At 62.1% G+C, this 17,569-nt stretch carries 16 protein-coding genes; 14 read left to right on the top strand and 2 right to left on the bottom strand.

Annotation, left to right across the window (positions count from 1 at the left end; all coding sequences use genetic code 11):
• Positions 1 to 2 precede the first annotated feature (2 nt).
• Genes HMPREF2757_RS03035 through HMPREF2757_RS03045 form a run of 3 tightly spaced genes read left to right on the top strand, consistent with a single transcriptional unit; the run spans position 3 to position 4,097 of the window.
• Positions 3 to 2,372 (top strand): nitroreductase family protein, encoded by a 2,370-nt coding sequence (locus tag HMPREF2757_RS03035; RefSeq protein ID WP_141750152.1) that lies wholly within the window; start codon positions 3 to 5, stop codon positions 2,370 to 2,372.
• Positions 2,372 to 3,322, top strand: a complete 951-nt coding sequence (locus HMPREF2757_RS03040; RefSeq protein ID WP_070573265.1) for an ABC transporter ATP-binding protein — start codon at positions 2,372 to 2,374, stop codon at positions 3,320 to 3,322. Before HMPREF2757_RS03035 ends, HMPREF2757_RS03040 begins: the two co-directional genes overlap by 1 nt.
• Positions 3,323 to 3,362: 40 nt before the next feature.
• Entirely contained in the window at positions 3,363 to 4,097 is a 735-nt protein-coding gene (locus HMPREF2757_RS03045) for an ABC transporter permease (RefSeq protein ID WP_070573487.1), read from the top strand.
• Between the two features lie 401 nt (positions 4,098 to 4,498).
• Here the strand turns inward: HMPREF2757_RS03045 and HMPREF2757_RS03050 are convergent, their stop codons facing one another.
• Both HMPREF2757_RS03050 and HMPREF2757_RS03055 read right to left on the bottom strand, forming a co-directional pair.
• Positions 4,499 to 5,173, bottom strand: a complete 675-nt coding sequence (locus tag HMPREF2757_RS03050; RefSeq protein WP_070573267.1) for a VOC family protein — start codon at positions 5,171 to 5,173, stop codon at positions 4,499 to 4,501.
• 213 nt (positions 5,174 to 5,386) lie between these two features.
• Positions 5,387 to 5,872: an inorganic diphosphatase gene (locus HMPREF2757_RS03055; RefSeq protein WP_019174538.1), complete on the bottom strand. Its 486-nt coding sequence runs from the start codon at positions 5,870 to 5,872 to the stop codon at positions 5,387 to 5,389.
• 96 nt (positions 5,873 to 5,968) lie between these two features.
• Between HMPREF2757_RS03055 and dacB the strand changes: the two genes are divergently transcribed.
• The 11 genes from dacB to HMPREF2757_RS03110 all read left to right on the top strand — a co-directional run bounded on the left by dacB (position 5,969) and on the right by HMPREF2757_RS03110 (position 17,563).
• Positions 5,969 to 7,468, top strand: coding sequence for a D-alanyl-D-alanine carboxypeptidase/D-alanyl-D-alanine endopeptidase (gene dacB / locus HMPREF2757_RS03060; RefSeq protein ID WP_070573269.1), 1,500 nt, complete (start codon positions 5,969 to 5,971; stop codon positions 7,466 to 7,468).
• 2 nt (positions 7,469 to 7,470) lie between these two features.
• Positions 7,471 to 8,574 (top strand): zinc-dependent metalloprotease, encoded by a 1,104-nt coding sequence (locus HMPREF2757_RS03065; protein WP_176745872.1) that lies wholly within the window; start codon positions 7,471 to 7,473, stop codon positions 8,572 to 8,574.
• Between the two features lie 29 nt (positions 8,575 to 8,603).
• On the top strand, positions 8,604 to 9,641 hold the full coding sequence (gene tilS / locus HMPREF2757_RS03070) for a tRNA lysidine(34) synthetase TilS (protein ID WP_176745873.1): 1,038 nt from the start codon (positions 8,604 to 8,606) through the stop codon (positions 9,639 to 9,641).
• Between the two features lie 85 nt (positions 9,642 to 9,726).
• A complete protein-coding gene (gene hpt / locus HMPREF2757_RS03075) occupies positions 9,727 to 10,278 on the top strand; it encodes a hypoxanthine phosphoribosyltransferase (protein WP_070573273.1) in 552 nt (183 codons plus the stop codon).
• A 47-nt stretch (positions 10,279 to 10,325) separates the two neighbouring features.
• On the top strand, positions 10,326 to 12,479 hold the full coding sequence (gene ftsH / locus HMPREF2757_RS03080; protein WP_070573275.1) for an ATP-dependent zinc metalloprotease FtsH: 2,154 nt from the start codon (positions 10,326 to 10,328) through the stop codon (positions 12,477 to 12,479).
• Positions 12,479 to 13,042, top strand: a complete 564-nt coding sequence (gene folE / locus HMPREF2757_RS03085; protein WP_070573277.1) for a GTP cyclohydrolase I FolE — start codon at positions 12,479 to 12,481, stop codon at positions 13,040 to 13,042. The genes ftsH and folE overlap by 1 nt, the downstream gene beginning before the upstream one ends.
• 5 nt (positions 13,043 to 13,047) lie before the next feature.
• Positions 13,048 to 13,890: a dihydropteroate synthase gene (gene folP / locus HMPREF2757_RS03090; RefSeq protein ID WP_070573279.1), complete on the top strand. Its 843-nt coding sequence runs from the start codon at positions 13,048 to 13,050 to the stop codon at positions 13,888 to 13,890.
• On the top strand, positions 13,887 to 14,831 hold the full coding sequence (gene folK / locus HMPREF2757_RS03095) for a 2-amino-4-hydroxy-6-hydroxymethyldihydropteridine diphosphokinase (RefSeq protein ID WP_070573281.1): 945 nt from the start codon (positions 13,887 to 13,889) through the stop codon (positions 14,829 to 14,831). Before folP ends, folK begins: the two co-directional genes overlap by 4 nt.
• A 1-nt stretch (position 14,832) precedes the next feature.
• Positions 14,833 to 15,291, top strand: a complete 459-nt coding sequence (locus tag HMPREF2757_RS03100) for a DUF3180 domain-containing protein (RefSeq protein ID WP_070573282.1) — start codon at positions 14,833 to 14,835, stop codon at positions 15,289 to 15,291.
• Entirely contained in the window at positions 15,288 to 15,776 is a 489-nt protein-coding gene (locus HMPREF2757_RS03105; RefSeq protein ID WP_070573284.1) for a PH domain-containing protein, read from the top strand. Before HMPREF2757_RS03100 ends, HMPREF2757_RS03105 begins: the two co-directional genes overlap by 4 nt.
• Positions 15,776 to 17,563, top strand: coding sequence for a PH domain-containing protein (locus HMPREF2757_RS03110; protein ID WP_070573286.1), 1,788 nt, complete (start codon positions 15,776 to 15,778; stop codon positions 17,561 to 17,563). Before HMPREF2757_RS03105 ends, HMPREF2757_RS03110 begins: the two co-directional genes overlap by 1 nt.
• Positions 17,564 to 17,569: the final 6 nt, after the last annotated feature.

The following is a 17,569-nucleotide window of genomic DNA, read 5'->3' on the forward strand; positions in this document are numbered from 1 at the left end:
CAATGGTCAAACAGTCCACGCCAGATGATCGAGGAAAAATGAGCGCCGCCGATATTCGGATTGCGGCGATCAATGACATCACAATGCAGCCTCCAGAGAACCCCTGTGCTGTTGATGGCCTTCTGATATCTCGTGTCGATAATGGGGTCTTGATTGTTGGTGGACCGAAACCGGTGTTCCTCACAGGTGAGTTCGCCAGGTCACGCCTGATACCGTTGTTGGACCAGCTCGACGGTCAGCGAGATTCTGCAGACCTCAGCCAGGCGACCGGATTGACGATTCCGGAGCTGAGTTCAGCCTTAGCTCTTCTCCACGCCAAGAGATTGTTGCAGTGGGGGCCAACGTTCACCGGAAGCGAAGCTCCCGAGACGGCTGCCGCGCTTTCTTCGCGACTGGCGAACTCCCGATACTTCAAAAACCCGGCAGAAGCCATGGCTCACGCAACGCGCAATCCCGTTCGGATCATGGGTGATGATCCGGCGATCGATTGTTCCGCGCTGTCGGAACAGATGAGTCTACTGGGCATCAACCTGGCGGACCGAGAAGAGGATCTCGGGCCGCGGTCCCTTACTCTCATTCTCGGCGCAACGGTACCGCAGGAAGCACTGGAGTCGGATACTGCCGGTGCGGTGATACACGCTTATACCCTCCAGGGCCATCTCGTGGTCTCATCACTCCTTCGCGACGACCTCCCCTGCCATTCATGTTTCGAATATGCGATCGCCGAGTATCGAGATTCCGAGCTCTATGATTCCTCCGGAGCTCAGTGGTCTGCTGACTCTGCGTACGCCGGTAGGCTGGCAACGTCTGCGCTTGCAGGCAATATTGCGTCAATCGTCCTTCGGACCGCACAGATCAAACTGATCAGGCGGGCACTAGTTGTCCGACTGCATGACGGCGAAGAATTTGCTGTTCAAGTGTATTCACAGCCGAGCTGCTCCACCTGCGGAATCGGCGAGGCGTTCAGTGACGACAGTGTGCTGATGTATGAGGATCAAATTGCGTTCCCACCCGCAGACCTGCTGGACCCTGCTACCCACCTAGCGCACTACCAACCGGCGAATGTCGAGTTGCAGAAACCGGTGACCGCTTGGGACAGCCAGCAGTTTTCAATTGGGCCCGGCGATGTTGACGACGAGAATGTCTTGCGACTGCTTCAGACCCTCCACAAGACGTTCGGATTCAAAACCGACGCTGGCAACGGACAGTATCAGCGGTATGCGGCCACCGGCGGAAATCTGGGCTCGCCACAATGCGACGTGCTTGTCGGCAAAGGTGCCCCCGGTGTGCCCCCGGGGCATTATCGCTATGACGGTGTCAACCAGCGTCTCGTGAGCTTCTCGGAGTCAGTCCTTGAGATCCCTGATGGTGCGGTGCAGGTGGTGCTCAGCGCTGGAATGTCACGTATGGCTTCGAAATATGGAACCAGCGCGCTGCGACTCGTGCATCTTGACGCGGGAGTTACACGCTGTCACCTGATAGCAGCCGCGATCGGTGAGGGTCTCCGACCGCGTCTGCATCTGCGAAGTGACAGTGAGGAGCTCCAACGCCAGATCAACCGACCGCGTATGAGCGACCCCGTCACATGTTCGATCACTTTCGACCTCGTGCAGGGGCACGATTCCGACGACGCCGGTCGGTACCCCGAATCTGTTGCGGGAAGTCGACCGTCTCGCAGAGTTCAAGAGGGCGTCGGCAGTGAGTTGCGGACTAACTCTAAGGGCACACTAAAAACGTTTCTCGGCTTTGCCGATAGCAACGCCGACCTCGCTGCCTCGCGGACGATCGGCTCCTCATTTGCGAATCTCCATGAGGGAATCACTGGCAGAGTCTCTCACCGAGCGTGGGACGACCGGCCCGTTTCACTTGACACGGTCCAGCAAGTCGCCGCACGAATCGTCACTGTTCTTGCAGACGTCTCGAGCGGACTGTTCGGGGTGACCACTGACTTCTCCATCGTTGGACAGAACATCGAAGGTCTCAGTCCTCGCAGTTGGAACATCGGACCGGGAGGGGAACTGGATCCCCTGACGACTCTGGAAGAGAAACCGCTTTCCCACGCGGTCATTCAGCCCGAGTACGTGCTTGCACCGGTTCTCGCTGTTGCCACGGTTCGTATGGCAGATATCGCACGTACTGGGAAGCCCCGGGCATATTTGGATGCACTCATGGATGCAGGTACGGGTCTCTATGCAGGATGGCTGGAGATGCGGAGAATCGGCCTTGAAGGCGGTGTGTTCGCCGGAATCCTTCCCGACAAATCCGTGCCGAAGCTTCTGCAGGGCACGCTGTGGGACCGGAGGCCAGTGCTCGCTCTCGCGATGGGGCATCCGCTCAAGGACCAACCGCTAGATGTTCCGGAGGTGCACTGATGGGTGAGTTGGCGGTTGTTGCGCAATCTCTGAAGAAAACCTACCAACGGGGAGGAGAACCGTTCTGGGCCGTTGACGACATCAGCTTCGAAATCCCCGCTGCCGGGATCTATGGCCTGCTGGGTCCGAACGGGGCTGGCAAATCGACCACGCTAGAGATGATCGCCGGGTTGCGCAAGCCCGACGGGGGCGCGGTTCGCGTGCATGGCCTGGATCCATTCCGCGACCGGGCGGCGATTACTCATCGTCTGTCCATTCAGCCGCAGAAAGCCGCCGTGTTTCAACATCAGACGGTGATTGAGCTCCTCAGTACCTGGGCGTCGTTCTATCCGCAGGCTCGGACTGCCCGCGACATCATCGATGCCCTCGCATTGGGTCCGTCGGCCTCTGCTCGGGTCGCGAAGCTGTCCGGTGGCCAGCTTCAGCGATTGCTGATCGGGACTGCCATCATTTCGTCGCCCGATGTGCTGATTTTAGACGAGCCGTCTGCCGGACTGGATCCGAACTCCCGAGACGATCTCTGGAGCGCGATCCGCGCGGAAGGCGAACGCGGGGCAACAGTGATCCTCTCCACCCATTCGATGGAAGAGGCTGAAGCGCTCTGTGAGTCACTCGCCATACTCAACGAGGGCAAGATCGTGGCGAATGGCTCTCCGCATGCACTGATCAGCGAACATGCGTCGGGTAATGTGATCTCCTTCGATATGTCCAGCTCTCGGCTAGACGCTTTCGAAGCCAACACGGAGTTGCGCGAACTAATGGCCTCCTGCTCTCGGAAGGATCAGGGGGCTTTCTCCGAGGTTACTGTCGAGACGACACAGGCGGAGCGTTTCCTGAAATGCCTTATGAGCTCGAACTTGGCCGCGGACGTGCAGAACCTTACGACCACCAATGCCGGGCTCGACAGCGTGTTTAAGAAAGTTACCGGAAGGGCGCTAGAAGATGACTGACACTGCTGTGCGCACCCGTCAAAAAGTATCCTGGTCGCGCATGCGCGCCCTCTTGGTCCTTCAGCGGCGCGAGCTGCTGAGGGACAAACGGAACTTCTGGTTCGCATTCCTTTTTCCCTTCGCGATTCTGGGCATGTTCCTGGTCATCTTCGGAGCGGTGGGCTCGTATGCAGACGGCACGAGCGCAACCGATCAGGTGATCGCCATGACACTGTTCATGGGAGTCACATCAGTTGCCTTTCTCGCCACCGCATCTCCGCTGGCGACCGTTCGCCGTGATGGTGTCCTCCGACTGCTGAGCACGACGCCTGTCACGAGACTGGAGTTTCTTCTCACGCACATGCCGGTCCGCCTGGCGGTCGTCGTCGTTCAGGTGCTGATTATCCTGGCGATTGGCGCTGCGCTGGGCGCCGTTGAGGTGAGCCAGATCTTGCCCGCTTTGGGCGTCAGCCTGTTGGGGCTGTCAATGTTCGGGGCGCTGGGCTACCTTTTGGGTGGCGTGATGCCCGGCCCTGATTCTGCATCCAATGTGGGAACCTTTGTTCAGCTTGCCGCTTTCTTCCTCTCGGGTCTGGTATTCCCACTCGAAGTCTTCCCGGACGCTGTCGAAGTGTTCCTCACCTATATGCCCTTCACCTTCTTCGCCGAGCTCCTATCTGGAGTTCTGATGAATGTGGATACTAGCCATGCTTGGTGGTTGTCGGCGATTGTGATCGTGGTGACTGCGATCGTGATCAGTATGATTGCAGCGCGGGTCTTCAAATGGGAAGAATGACCATTTGAACTTGTGGGTATTCCTCGCTAGAGCCGTGCCGATGTGGCTGAGCTTCGGGCGGTGCCGGTTCTACTGTTGCAGGCGATGAAGAACGGCGTGCTGGAAGAAATGCTGCAGTTGGGTTTTTGGTGCCAGGCATTCTGCGCGGCTGAATCTCCGCGGCGGGCTGGCTGAACTCACGCGGAGGTCGGGCCAAAGTTGCGCGCAAATGCAGATGCACGCTTTAATGCAGCGCATTTGCGCGCAAAGCTGCATTAAAGCGTGGATCTGCGTTTGAACGGCGGCGCAGTGACAGCGCTGAGCAGCACATTAAAGCGTGAAACTGCGTTTGGAGCGCGGCAGAGAGCCGAGGCGGCAGGGCTCGCAGCGCGCCTCCGCCCGCAATCGCAGGCTTGGAGCCCTTACAGGACGACGCGGCCGTTCGGTGTGGAGAACGTGACGGACATGATGCCCGGTTCGCCGTGCGGGGCCACCCAGTCAATGCCGATTTCAGGAATGGGCTTGTGGGCGTCGGTGCCCAGCCAGTCGCGCACGCGGTCGCGGCTGCCTGCAATCTGCAGCGATTCGATGGCCACGGCGTCTTCGCCGGTGAGTTCGCCGCTGCCGTCGAGTTTGCGCTGTGGGCGGGCCGACGGGTGCATTTCAGCCGGGGAGATCCAGTGGATGAAGTACGGCAGCTGGCCGTCGGCAATGACGCCCTTCACACCGATCTGCTTCCAGTGGATTTCCTCTGACCCCTCCGGGGTGCGGTTGCCGTCGACGGCTTTGCGCTCTAAGCGCTCTTCGACTTTGGCGAGGTTGTTGACGCTTATGCACCACGCCATCCAGCCGCCGCCCTTGGCGGACCGTGCCCTTGCCGCCTGCCCGAAGGGGGTTGCAAGCGCTGCCGGGTGTTCGAGGGCTTCGACCACTTCGAGGTAGTGCCCGTTTGCCAGCGGGAAGATCAGGTTCCGCGTTCCGAACCGCGGGTGGATTCCGCCGTCATAGTAGGTGATTCCGAGTTGCTCCGCCAGGCGGTCGGCCGTGGCCTGCAGGCCGTCTTGCTGAGCGGCGAACGAAACATGGTCCAGATTCATACTTCCGAGCGTGGCATAGATCTCATTACAGTGAGAGTTAGGCATACCTAACTTCGAATGCCTGTGCGTTTTCCCGTCGACCTCCATCTGGCGAGGCGCCGCTCGGCATCGCGTTCGTCTTCCGATGTCCGCCGGGTGGGGAGGGCATGAAAAAGCGGGTGGGCGCGGCAGTCCGCTCCCACCCGCTTTCAGCTGTGTGCGTGAAGACAGCTGTCAGGCTTCGGCCTTGAACCGGTCAATCGATTCCTGAACGATCTTTTCGGCGACTTCGCGGCCAGCCCATTCGGAGCCCTTGACGAACTTGTTCGGTTCGAGGTCCTTGTAGTGGACGAAGAAGTGCTCGATCGCGTCCAGCTGGAACTTGTCGACGTCCTTGACGTCCTGAATGGCGTCAAAGCGCGGGTCGTCAGCGAGGACTGCGAGGACCTTGTCGTCACCGCCGGCTTCGTCTTCCATGCGGAAAACGCCGATGGGGCGTGCATCCAGCTGGCAGCCGGGGAACACGGATTCGTGCAGCAGGACAAGAACGTCGAGCGGGTCGCCGTCTTCGCCGAGCGTGTCCTCGAAGAAGCCGTAGTCAGTGGGGTAGGCCATCGAGGTGAACAGGTAGCGGTCAAGTTTGACGCGTCCGGTTTCGTGGTCCACTTCGTACTTGTTGCGCGAACCCTGCGGGATTTCGATGGTGGCGAGAAGTTCCAAGAGATTTCCTCCTGCGGATGGATGATTCGGAAAGGATTCCGTGATTTGTAGGCGTCACAATTAGCATAGTGAAGGCCAGAAAGAGGTGAGTAATCGGTGAGCAGTTCAGGTGCCCCCAAAGACGAGCAGGGCGGTGCGCGCGGGCGTCTCAAAGTCACCGCAGGTGTCGCCTCTATTCTTGCTGCACTGCTGACCGGATACGCCGCGCTCGATGCCCTGGACGCGGTTCCCGGCGTGCTCACCGTTGTGCCGACCTCCGGCGGCACCCCGCCTCCGTCGCTTTCGGGAACTGCGCCTCGGGCACTTGACATTTCGGGACTCGACACGAGAGCGCCCGTGCCGAAGAAGATCGCACCGGTTGTCGACAAGGCGTTCAAGGACAGCGGCTTCAAGGGAAAGATCGGCACTGACATTCGGGATGCCGCCACGGGTGAAGTCCTCTACGCCAAAGGCGAAAACACCGGCCGCACACCGGCTTCGGTGACGAAGGTGCTGACATCGGCGGCGGCACTCGGCGCCCTCGGGGCTGATCACACGTTCACAACCGCTGCTCGCCTGGACTCTGCCGAAGACGGCAGCGGGTCGCTGGCGCTTGTGGGCGGCGGTGATGTCATGCTCGGCAAGGGCGAATCCAAGCCCGGTGCCGTCAACGGGCGCGCAGGCCTTGGCACGCTGGCTGAGAACACCGCGCGGGAACTTAAGCACCGTGGTGTCGAAAAGGTCGAGGTCTACGCCGATGTGTCCCGCTACACCGGCCCGCGGTTCAGCAAAGACTGGGATCGCTCCGACATCGAGCTGGGCTTCATCACGAATCTCGACCCCCTCATGGTGCACATGGGTTCGAAGACCGGTGAACTCAAAGCGCCTCGCACACCTGAGCCTGCCCGCGATGCACTTCGCGACTTTGCAGATGCGCTGACCAAGAACGGCATCGAAGTCAGTGTCCGAAACCCGGACGCGCAGACCGAGCAGCCGCAAGAAGAAGCCGCGCCGCTGCATCCGGAAGACGCCGAAGGCGACGGCGCTGAACAGCAGGATCAGACCCCGGCAGTGCTTGCCGAAGTTCAGTCAGCACCCGTGTCCAGTCTGGTTCGGCACGCCCTGCAGCACTCGGACAACATCGTGTCTGAAGTGCTCGGGCGCGAAGTTGCGCTGGCCCGGGGTGCGGAAGCCTCCGAAAGCTCTGCACCGGCCGAGGTGCTGCGCCAGTTGGGCGACATGGACATCGACACCGGGGACATCCGCCTGTTCGACACATCCGGCCTGTCGTACAAGAACCGCATTTCACCGCACGACCTGACCGGGGTCATTGTAGCTGCCGCACAGTCCGACGACAGCCTGTCGCAGCTCATCCCCGGCATGCCGGTGGGCGGACTCAACGGCACGCTCATCCACCGCTACGGCGAAGGGGGTGCGGCGGGCAGCGTCTCGGCAAAGACCGGCACGCTGGCAACTGTCGCAAGCCTCTCAGGAACCGTCGTCACGGCTGATGGTCGCCTGCTGGCATTTTCGATGATGACCGAAGGCGCAGTGGGCGGGGCGCGTGAGGCAATCGATGCCGCCGTTACCGGTCTGGCCAAGTGCGGGTGCCGTTGACCGTGCGCATTCACGTCCCATCCGCACTGGCCGCAGCCCGCGAATCGACTCCTGCCGGTCCGAAGGTGACCGCAGCTGAGGGCGAAGACCTCGTTCTGGAAATGCGCGATGCGGCCGAAACCTCGTTCGACTTGCTGCTGGACGCCATGTGCCTAAGCCGCGAGGTTGAGGATGGCGCCCGGCAGCGCGCGGCCTCTGACCGAGTGCTCGTAGTCGATCGGATGGGCTGGGTGAAGGCCAACGCGCTCATGCTCACAGAGCTGCTGGAACACCTCGATGGCCCAGGAAGCGGCACGGACGGTGACCGCAGGACACACTCCCGAGGCGGACTCGGCACAGTTCTCGGTGCAGCTCGACGAAAACTCAGCTCGGCACGTTCCGGTGCCGAAGCACGGTCTGCCGGAGTGCAGCTGGGCACGGTTCTTGGGATCCTGTCGCGCAGGGTGCTCGGGCAGTACGAACCCATGCGCAGGCCCGGTGCGCTGATCCTCAACGCCCCGACCATCCTCGCGATGGAGCAGCGCCTGCAGCTCAATTCCCGCGACTTCCGGCTGTGGGTTGCCTTCCACGAAACAACACACCGCGTGCAGCTGGCGCTGGCACCGTGGATCCGCGGCGAGGTGGTCGACCGCATCGGCCGTCTTCTCAACACAGAAGAATCGCTGGGCGACCTCCTGGCGCAGCTTCCGGCAGCCCTGCGCGGTGAAGTATCCTTGGCGCACGCCGCACTCAGCGTCGAGGGTCAGCGGGCAATGGAAGACATCACCGCAATCATGACACTGTTAGAAGGGCACGCCGACGTCATGATGGACCGGGCGGGCAAGCGGGTCATTCCCAGTGTCAGCCGTATTCGGCGCGTGTTCGATGCCAGCCGCAGGTCGGACACCGGGCTGCGGGCGGCCGCTATGCGGCTAATAGGTTCAGAAGAGAAACTCGCTCAGTACGATGACGGCGCGCAGTTTGTGCGAACTGTCATCAGACAGGCGGGAATGGACGGATTCAACAGGGTGTGGTCATCACCGAGTGCACTGCCGAGCAGCTCGGAACTCCAGCACCCAGAAAGCTGGGTGTCCAGGGTTGTGCCAGACACCCCGGGCACAGTGTAGGAGCTATGGGAACCAGTAAGGACAGGAAAGTGAAACGCGCCAGCGGCGGCAGAGCGCGGGCAGCTGGAAACAGCCCCGCGCCGCAGCACCGTCGGCCGAGCCTTGACCCTGATTCAGCTGCCATTCGCCAGGCCGTGGTCGACTGCCTGCCCGCCAAGCCGGGCCGGTTCATCGTCGCCGTCTCCGGAGGGCCGGACTCTGCTGCGTTGGCGGCAGCGTGCGCGTATCTGAACGTGAAGACGGAACACTCATTCACCGCCGTCGTTGTAGACCACGGCCTGCAGTCGGGGTCGGCGCACACGGCCGTGCGCGCAGCCGGAATGGTGCTGGGTCTTGGCCTGCCGGCAGTCGTGCGCACTGTCAACGTTGAGCGCACCGCCAGCGGACTGGAAGCCGATGCCCGCAAAGCCCGCTACCGGGTTCTTGAAAAAGCGCGCATCGCAGCTGGCGCACAGGCTGTTCTCACCGGTCACACGCGCGATGACCAGGCCGAAACTGTGCTGCTGGGACTGCTGCGCGGCTCGGGAAGTCGAGCAGTTGCCGGTATGCGCTCTAAGAAGGGCACGCTGTGGCGGCCCCTGCTCGGCATTGAGCGCAGACAGACCGTGAACTCCGCTTATGCACAGCGGATCCCCGCGTGGCACGATCCCATGAACACCGACCCCGACTACACGCGGGTGCGAGTGAGACAGGAGGTGCTGCCCGCCCTGGCCGACCACCTGGGCGAGGGTGTGAAGGGCAACCTCGCCCGCACGGCCGAACTGGCGGCCTTCGACGCCGACTACCTGGACGAACGGGCAGCCCGCATGGCAGAAAGCCTGATAGAGGCCGATCAGCTCAGCGCACGGACCGCAATGCTGCCGCCGGCGCTGGGCACCCGGGTCGCGCGGACGTGGCTTGCAGCTCAGCTGAAAGAACCGGACCAGCTCACAGCAGAACACATCCTCGGGGCGTGGCGGGCGCTGACCGGCGGAGCCCAGCCGCTGTCCATGCCCGGTGGCATGAGCCTTGTGCGAAACGACCGAGGTGACCTCCACCTCGTGCGCGGTGACGGCAAAACGCCCTGATCTGGCAAAGGTTTCACACACCGGTCGGATGGTCAGCGGGTATGCTGATGGGCGTCTCGGCTGGTGCGAGCAGAAAGGACACCGAGTGGACCAGAACGACCTCGGATCTGATATCGAGAAGATCCTCGTGACGGAAGAGCAGATCAAAACCCGGCTGCGGGAAATGGCTGCCGAAATCGACCGCGACTACGAGGGCAAGGACCTGCTGATCGTCGGTGTCCTCAAAGGCGCTGTCATGGTCATGGCAGACCTGGCGCGCGCTCTGCACTCCCACGTTTCCATGGACTGGATGGCGGTGTCCTCCTACGGATCCGGCACCAAGTCCTCCGGCGTTGTGCGCATCCTCAAAGACCTCGACGAAGACCTCACGGGCCGTCACGTGCTCATTGTCGAAGACATCATCGACTCCGGCCTGACCCTGTCGTGGCTGCTGTCAAACCTGAAATCCCGCGGTGCTGCGAGCGTGGAGATCTGCACCATGCTGCGCAAGCCCGAAGCGATCAAGGTCGACATCGACGTCCGCTACACCGGCTTCGATGTGCCCAATGAGTTCGTCATCGGATACGGCCTCGACTACGCGGAGAAATACCGCAACCTGCCGTTCGTCGCCACACTGGCGCCGCACGTCTACAGCTGACCCGAACCACCCGACCACCGCGACTGAAACCGCACAGAGAAGAGCCAATGGCAGACAAGAAAACGAGCAAGCCCACCGTCAGAAAATGGGCCCGCGGCCCGTTTGTATGGGTTGTTCTTGCCCTCATCATCGTGTCGATCGGAGCTTCGCTCCTGGCTGGCGGCGGCTTCAAGCGCATCGACACCAACCAGGGGCTGCAGCTTCTCAAAGACAAAAAGGTCGAACAGGTCAAGGTCGTCGACGGTGACCAGCGCGTCGACATGGTCCTGAAGGACGACTTCAAGGTCGACGACCGCGAATACGGCAAGCGGGTGCAGTTCTTCTACGTTGAGCCTCGCGGCGAACAGGTGGTCAAAGCCGTTGACTCCGCTGATGCTTCCAAGGGCTTCACGGACGAGGTTCCCAAGCGGTCGTTCCTGACCACCCTGCTGCTGAACCTGGTTCCGTTCATTCTGATCGGACTGGTGTTCTGGTTCCTGCTCACGCGCATGTCTGCCGGTGCGGGCGGAATCATGAACTTCGGCAAGTCCAAGGCGAAGATGATTCAGAAGGAAGAACCTGATGTCACCTTCGCCGATGTTGCCGGTGTTGACGAAGCCCTTGAAGAACTTGAGGAAATCAAGGAATTCCTGTCTGAACCGAAGAAGTTCACAGATGTCGGGGCGAAGATCCCCAAGGGCGTGCTCCTGTACGGTTCGCCCGGCACCGGTAAGACTCTGCTTGCCCGTGCCGTAGCGGGCGAGGCGGGGGTTCCGTTCTTCTCGATGTCCGGTTCGGACTTTGTGGAGATGTATGTGGGTGTGGGCGCCAGCCGTGTGCGCGACCTCTTCGAACAGGCGAAGGACAATTCGCCCTGCATCATCTTCATCGACGAAATCGACGCCGTCGGCCGTCAGCGCGGTGCCGGCATGGGCGGCGGCAATGACGAACGCGAACAGACGCTTAACCAGCTGCTGGTCGAAATGGACGGCTTCGACCCCACGAAGAACATCATTCTCATGGCGGCTACCAACCGTCCGGACGTCCTTGACCCCGCTCTGCTGCGACCGGGCCGTTTCGACCGGCAGATCGCCGTCGAAGTTCCCGACATGAAGGGCCGCGAACACATTCTGAGGGTCCACGCACAGGGCAAGCCCCTGGCCGAAGAAGTCGACCTGGGTGCGGTGGCCAAGCGCACGCCGGGATTCTCCGGCGCTGACCTTGCCAACGTCATGAACGAAGCCGCGCTGCTGACGGCGCGTTCGAACCAGACCGTCATCGACAACACGATCATGGACGAAGCCATCGACCGTGTCATTGCCGGCCCGCAGAAGCGCACCCGGCTGATGAACGACAAGGAGCGCATGGTCACCGCCTATCACGAAGGCGGGCACGCTCTCGTCGCCGCGGCCATGAACCACACTGACCCGGTCACGAAGATCACCATTCTTCCCCGCGGCAAGGCTCTCGGCTACACCATGGTCATGCCGACAGAAGACAAGTACTCGGTCACCCGCAACGAACTTCTGGACCAGCTGGCCTACGCCATCGGCGGCCGTGCAGCAGAGGAGATCGTCTTTCACGATCCTTCGACCGGTGCGTCCAACGACATCGAAAAGGCCACGAGCACAGCTCGCAAAATGGTCACCCAGTACGGCATGAGCGACAAGATCGGCATGGTCAAGCTCGGCGATGAAGGCGGCGACCCCTTTGCCGGCCGCGCGGGCACGGGTGAGGTCGGCACGGCCGAAGCCACCAAGCTCATCATCGACGAAGAAGTGCGCACGCTCATCGACGCCGCGCACGCCGATGCCCACTGGGCGCTCAACACCAACCGTTCGATCCTCGACCAGCTGGCCTATGAGCTGCTGGAACGCGAAACCCTGGACGAAGCTGACCTCAAGCGCATCTTCGCGGACGTGCAGAAAGCCCCGAAGCGCGAAGTGTGGCTGACCAGCCAAGACCGTCCTGTCTCTGACATCCCACCGGTCACACCGCCGGAGCGCCGCGACAACACGGGTGATTGGCGTGACGCGATTGCCCGCCGGGCAGAAGAGCTCAAGCACCACGAGGACGCTTCGCAGGAATCGGCTGAAGCGACCAGCCAGCCTGAACAGTCCAGCCAGCCTGAACAGTCTGGTCCAGAGCCCAGCCGGGATGAGCCCGAACAGCCCGGGCCCGGCCGGGAAGAGCCGCCGTACGGCACCGAGGGCGACCGCTGATGGCGGACCTGCCGAAAATTGAGGCTGCCGTGCGCAGCATCCTCGAAGCCATTGGCGAAGACCCCGACCGCGACGGTCTGAAAGACACACCGCAGCGAGTGGCGAAATCCTACGCCGATCTGTGCAGGGGCCTGCACCAGAGCGCAGACGAACTGCTCGAAGTCAGCTTCGACATCGGCTATGACGAAATGGTGCTCGTCAAAGACATTGAAATGTTCTCCATGTGCGAGCACCACCTGCTGCCCTTTCACGGCAAAGCGCACGTCGGCTACATCCCGGGACCGGAAGGCCGGGTGACGGGCCTGTCGAAACTCGCCCGCCTGGTAGAGGTCTACGCGCGCCGCCCACAGGTGCAAGAACGGCTCACCACTCAGATAGCGGACGCGCTGGTGGACAACCTCAATCCGCGCGGCGTGATCGTCGTAGTGGAAGCGGAGCACCTGTGCATGTCCATGCGCGGGGTGCACAAGCCGGGTGCGAAGACCATGACCTCGGCGGTGCGCGGACAGCTGCGCGATCCCGCCAGCCGCGCAGAGGCCATCAGCCTCATTCAGGGAAGGTGACACATATGCGCACCAAAATCATGGGCGTGCTCAATGTGACTGCCGATTCCTTTTCCGATGGCGGTCGCTATCTGGACTACACAGCAGCGGTCGAACACGCACTGGACCTCGTTGAACAGGGTGCCGACATCATCGATGTCGGCGGTGAATCCACCCGGCCCGGTTCCACCAGGGTGCCGGAAGACGAAGAGATTGCACGAGTAGTGCCGGTCGTCGACAAGCTCGTTTCCGAAGGCGTCACGGTCAGTGTCGACACTATGCGAGCTTCGACAATGGAGCGCGCGCTCGATGTCGGAGCGCACATCATCAACGATGTTTCGGCTGGAAAAATGGACAGCCGCATGTTCGACGTCGCAGCGAAATCCGATGCGGAGCTCATCGTCATGCACTGGCGGGGACTGCTGACCGATGCGCGTGCCACCCACACCTATGACGATGTTGTCGCCGAGGTTCGCGACGAACTTCTGGAACGTACGGACGCGGCTTTGGCCGCAGGGGTGAAGAACGAGCGAATCATCCTGGACCCGGGCTTGGGCTTTGCAAAAGACGCTGAGCACAACTGGCAGCTGATGGCCGGAATCGACGAGTTCAGCCAGCTGGGCTACCGGCTGCTGGTGGCCGGTTCGCGCAAGCGCTTTCTGGCCTCGCTCATCAACCCGGACAACCCGGCAGAGGCCAGCGAAGCAGATCGCGATGCCGCAACTGCCGCAATCACCGCAGTGTCTGCACGCGCTGGAGCGTGGGCGGTGCGCGTGCATGACGCCCGGACCTCCTATGTGGCAGCTGCAGTGTGCGATGCGATCGGCAGAGCAGGCCATGACTACCAGATGAAGAAGCAGCGGCAATGACGCACGAAATCCACCTGACGGGCCTGCGCGCCTACGGCCACCACGGAGTTTTTGACTTCGAAAAGGCAGACGGCCAGGAATTCAGTGTGGACGTGCTGCTGACAGGCGACTTCAGCCAAGCAGCCCAGACCGACCGTCTGGATGACACGGTGGACTACGGGGCGGTGGCCGACCTCGCCGCGAAGATTGTCAGCACCGAGCGCTTCGACCTCATAGAAGCTCTCGCTGCCCGCATTGCAGAGGCCATTGCAGGGACCATCACTATTCCCTGCACGGTCGAAGTCACGGTGCACAAGCCGTCGGCGCCGATTGCCCACGACTTCGCCGATGTCACCGTGCGGGCATCCGCCGTAAGCCACGGTGAGGCGAACACGCCCACCCGAGCGGGCGGCACCTCGTCAGAGCAGCGCATCACAGCAATCCTGTCGCTGGGAGCCAACAGAGACAATCCGCGCGGACAGCTGGAAGACGCCCTGCGCGCGATTGACCGCCTGCCGCGGGTGGAAGTTCTGCACGCTTCCGGCTTCTATTCGACAGCGCCGGTCGGGGGAGTGGAACAGGACGATTTCGTCAACTGCGCGGCCGTCGTTGAGGCTGCCTGCAGTCCGCGTGAGCTCCTGGCTGCGCTGCAGGGAATCGAAGCGGCACAGGGCCGCGTGCGCGATGTCCGCTGGGGCCCGCGCACATTGGACATCGACATCATTCGGCTGACTGCCGCCGACAGCGACATCGACAGTCCCGATGCGCAGACCACCAGCAGCGACCCTATTCTCGCCCTGCCCCACCCGCGGGCCCACGAACGCGCGTTTGTGCTGGTGCCGTGGGCAGAAATCAGGCCGCACGCCCGGATCAGCCACGGTGGGGCGCAGATTCTCGTGAGCGAAGCCGGCAGCCGCGTGCAGGCGGCTGAACCAGCGCAGACTGTTCGACGATTGGACTGATATGCGCCCAACCAAAGCATCGAACCTTCTGACCGGCGGAGCTATTGGATTCATTGTCGGATCAGCCGGGTCCTGGGTTCTGGAAAGCTGGGGCAATCCGCTTCCCGATGTTCCGTGGCCGGCGATCGTCGGCATGCTTCTGCTGGGCGGAACACTCCTTGTGCTCGGCATTCCGATCAAGAAGTGGAACGACGGCGAGCGCAAACAGCCGATCGACCCGCTGCAGGCAGCCCGAGTGGCCATGATGGCCAAAGCCTGTTCGCTGACCGGAGCGGCACTGTCCGGGTGGTACCTGGGTTCGGGCGGCTACATTCTGCTGTCTGCAGGATTCCTTCGCACTGGCTCGGCAATGGCCATGTTCGGTACTTTTATTGTGGCCGCGGGACTGATGACGGTTGGAATCGTGGTCGAACGCTTCTGTCAACTGCCGCCAGACGATCCTTCAGGAGCCGCCGCATGAGCATCCCCCTGCGCGAACCCGAACTCATCCCCGTTGACAAGCGGCTTGCCGTCGTGCGGCTGCTGAGTACGTTCATCAGCGCAGTGTTGAGCACGGTGATCGTCATCGTGATCTACACCGCATTCGACTTCGCCAAGCCGTGGATGCTCGTGATCGCCCTGCTGTTGACACTGGGCATCCCCCTTCTGCGGTGCATCTTCATCTTCCGTCAGGTCAGTGCTCTGGGCTATAAGGTCAGGCCCACAGACCTGCTGATCGAACGCGGCATCATGTACCGGGAAACCGTCGTAGTGCCCTATGCGCGCATGCAGTACGTCGATGTCACCGCCGGCCCCCTCGAACGGGTCTTCGGGATTGCCACCGTCACGCTGCACACCGCTTCAGCAGGATCGGATGCAACCGTTCCCGGCCTGAAGCGCGCTGACGCTGACCGTCTGCGCGAACTGCTATCTGAACGCGGCCAGAGCGGCCTGGCTGGTCTGTGATGACTGCTGCGAGAAAACGCCTGGAGCCCGGAGTCTGGCACAGGGTTCACCCGATCACGCCGGTCATGCAGATGGGCGGCGCTCTGGTTGCGGCGGTTATTGCGGTCATCGTCTTCGGCGCCAATCTGCTGCAGGGGATGTTCGGCGAAATCCTCAGAGGCGGAGCCGATCTTCGCAAGGGTTCCGAACTGACCGACGATGTGCCGGTGATGTTCGTTCTGCTGCTGTTGCTGGCCGCCTTCGTCGTCATTGCCGCAGGCGTCGGTCTGCTGTTTTGGCAGTGGAAGATGACCGCCTACCGCTATGACGGTCGAGTGGTGGAGTTCAAACACGGCATAGTGTCCAAAGCACACCGCCACGCGAATTTCCTCCGCATTCAGTCAGTCGATGTCCAGCAGCCGTTCCTGGCGCGCATCTTCGGTTTGGCAACACTTGTTTTCGATGTTGCCGGCGGCAGCGATTCCAACATCACCATCCTGTACCTGAAAAAGACACAGGCCGAACAGCTGCGCGATATCATCCTGGCAAATGTCCGCCGGGCCAAGGCCGCCGCAGCGCCGACCGGCGCCGCCCCGGAGGCCGCACCGACGGGTCCCAACCCGACCGGCCCCACAGCCGACGGGGGCAGCGAGCAGTTCAGCGGCGCCTCGGCAGAGGTTGGTCAGCCGGGACTGCAGAACCAGGCGGGTCGGCCAGGCCGTGACGCCAGCGGCACCCAGCACAATCCCAACGCACCGGGTATGCCGGCCGGAGCCCGGATCGTGTCGGCGCTCAGCGGGCGCGGCGCAGGCGTCGGAAGTGATCTGGCGGGGTCGTTTCAGGAGCTCATTGCGCCGTACACGCGCAGCGGCCGAATCAAGCCCGATGGCGAACTCGTCCGCGTGCCGCTGCACCGGACCATCCTGTCGGCTTTTCTTACGACCGGCGTTGTCGTATCATTCGCCCTGATCCTGCTTGCTATTGCTGCTGTCGGCGTGTGCATCGGATTGGCTGCGGCTGGCTACATGGACTTCGGGGCCCTCGGGGCGGTGCTCACCACAATGGCGCCCATGGCGTTCGGCTTTGTGGTTGCGGCCTTTCAAACGTTCACCAGCAACTTCACGTACGGGAACTTCTCCGCCAAGCTCACCGGCGATGGCGTGCAGATCAGCCAGGGTGTTTTCTCCACTGAGCGGGTGCTGGTGCCGCTTGACCGTCTGCAGGCGGTCGAGATTCGCCAGCCGTTCATGTGGCGCATTGCCGGGTGGTACCGGGTGATGTTCAACACCGCCGGAGAATCCGGCAAGGAAGGAAAGACGCTCCTGCCGGTGGGCTCACTGACCGATGTGCAGACGCTCATGGGCTTAGTCCTGCCGGACGGTGTGGGCGAACTCAATTCGGGTCACTCTGTTGCGCCCGGCGATGTCATTCACGAGGCGGTCGCAGGCACCTTCGCCAAACCCTCCGGCCTGCCGGGCCTGTTTGCCCAGCAGCCCGAGAGAACCCGCTGGCTCGATCCGCTCAACCGGGGTCGCAGCGGGTGGGCTGTCACCCGGGCGGCTATGGCTGTGCGCACCGGCCGATTCAACCGCCGGGCAATATTCGTTCCACACGCTCGCGTGCAGTCCCTCGGGTGGAATCAGGGGCCCATTCAGAGGGCCTTCAAAGTAGCGACCGTGTACTTGCACTCCACCCGCGGGCCCGTGAAGCCGTACATCGAACACCTGGATGAGCACACCGCACGGAAGCTTCTGTTCGACTACGCGCAGCACACCCAGCGTGCGCGTGCTGCCATGGACGCCGCCTGAGAGGAC

Source organism: Brevibacterium sp. HMSC063G07, assembly GCF_001810665.1.
Lineage (GTDB): Bacteria > Actinomycetota > Actinomycetes > Actinomycetales > Brevibacteriaceae > Brevibacterium.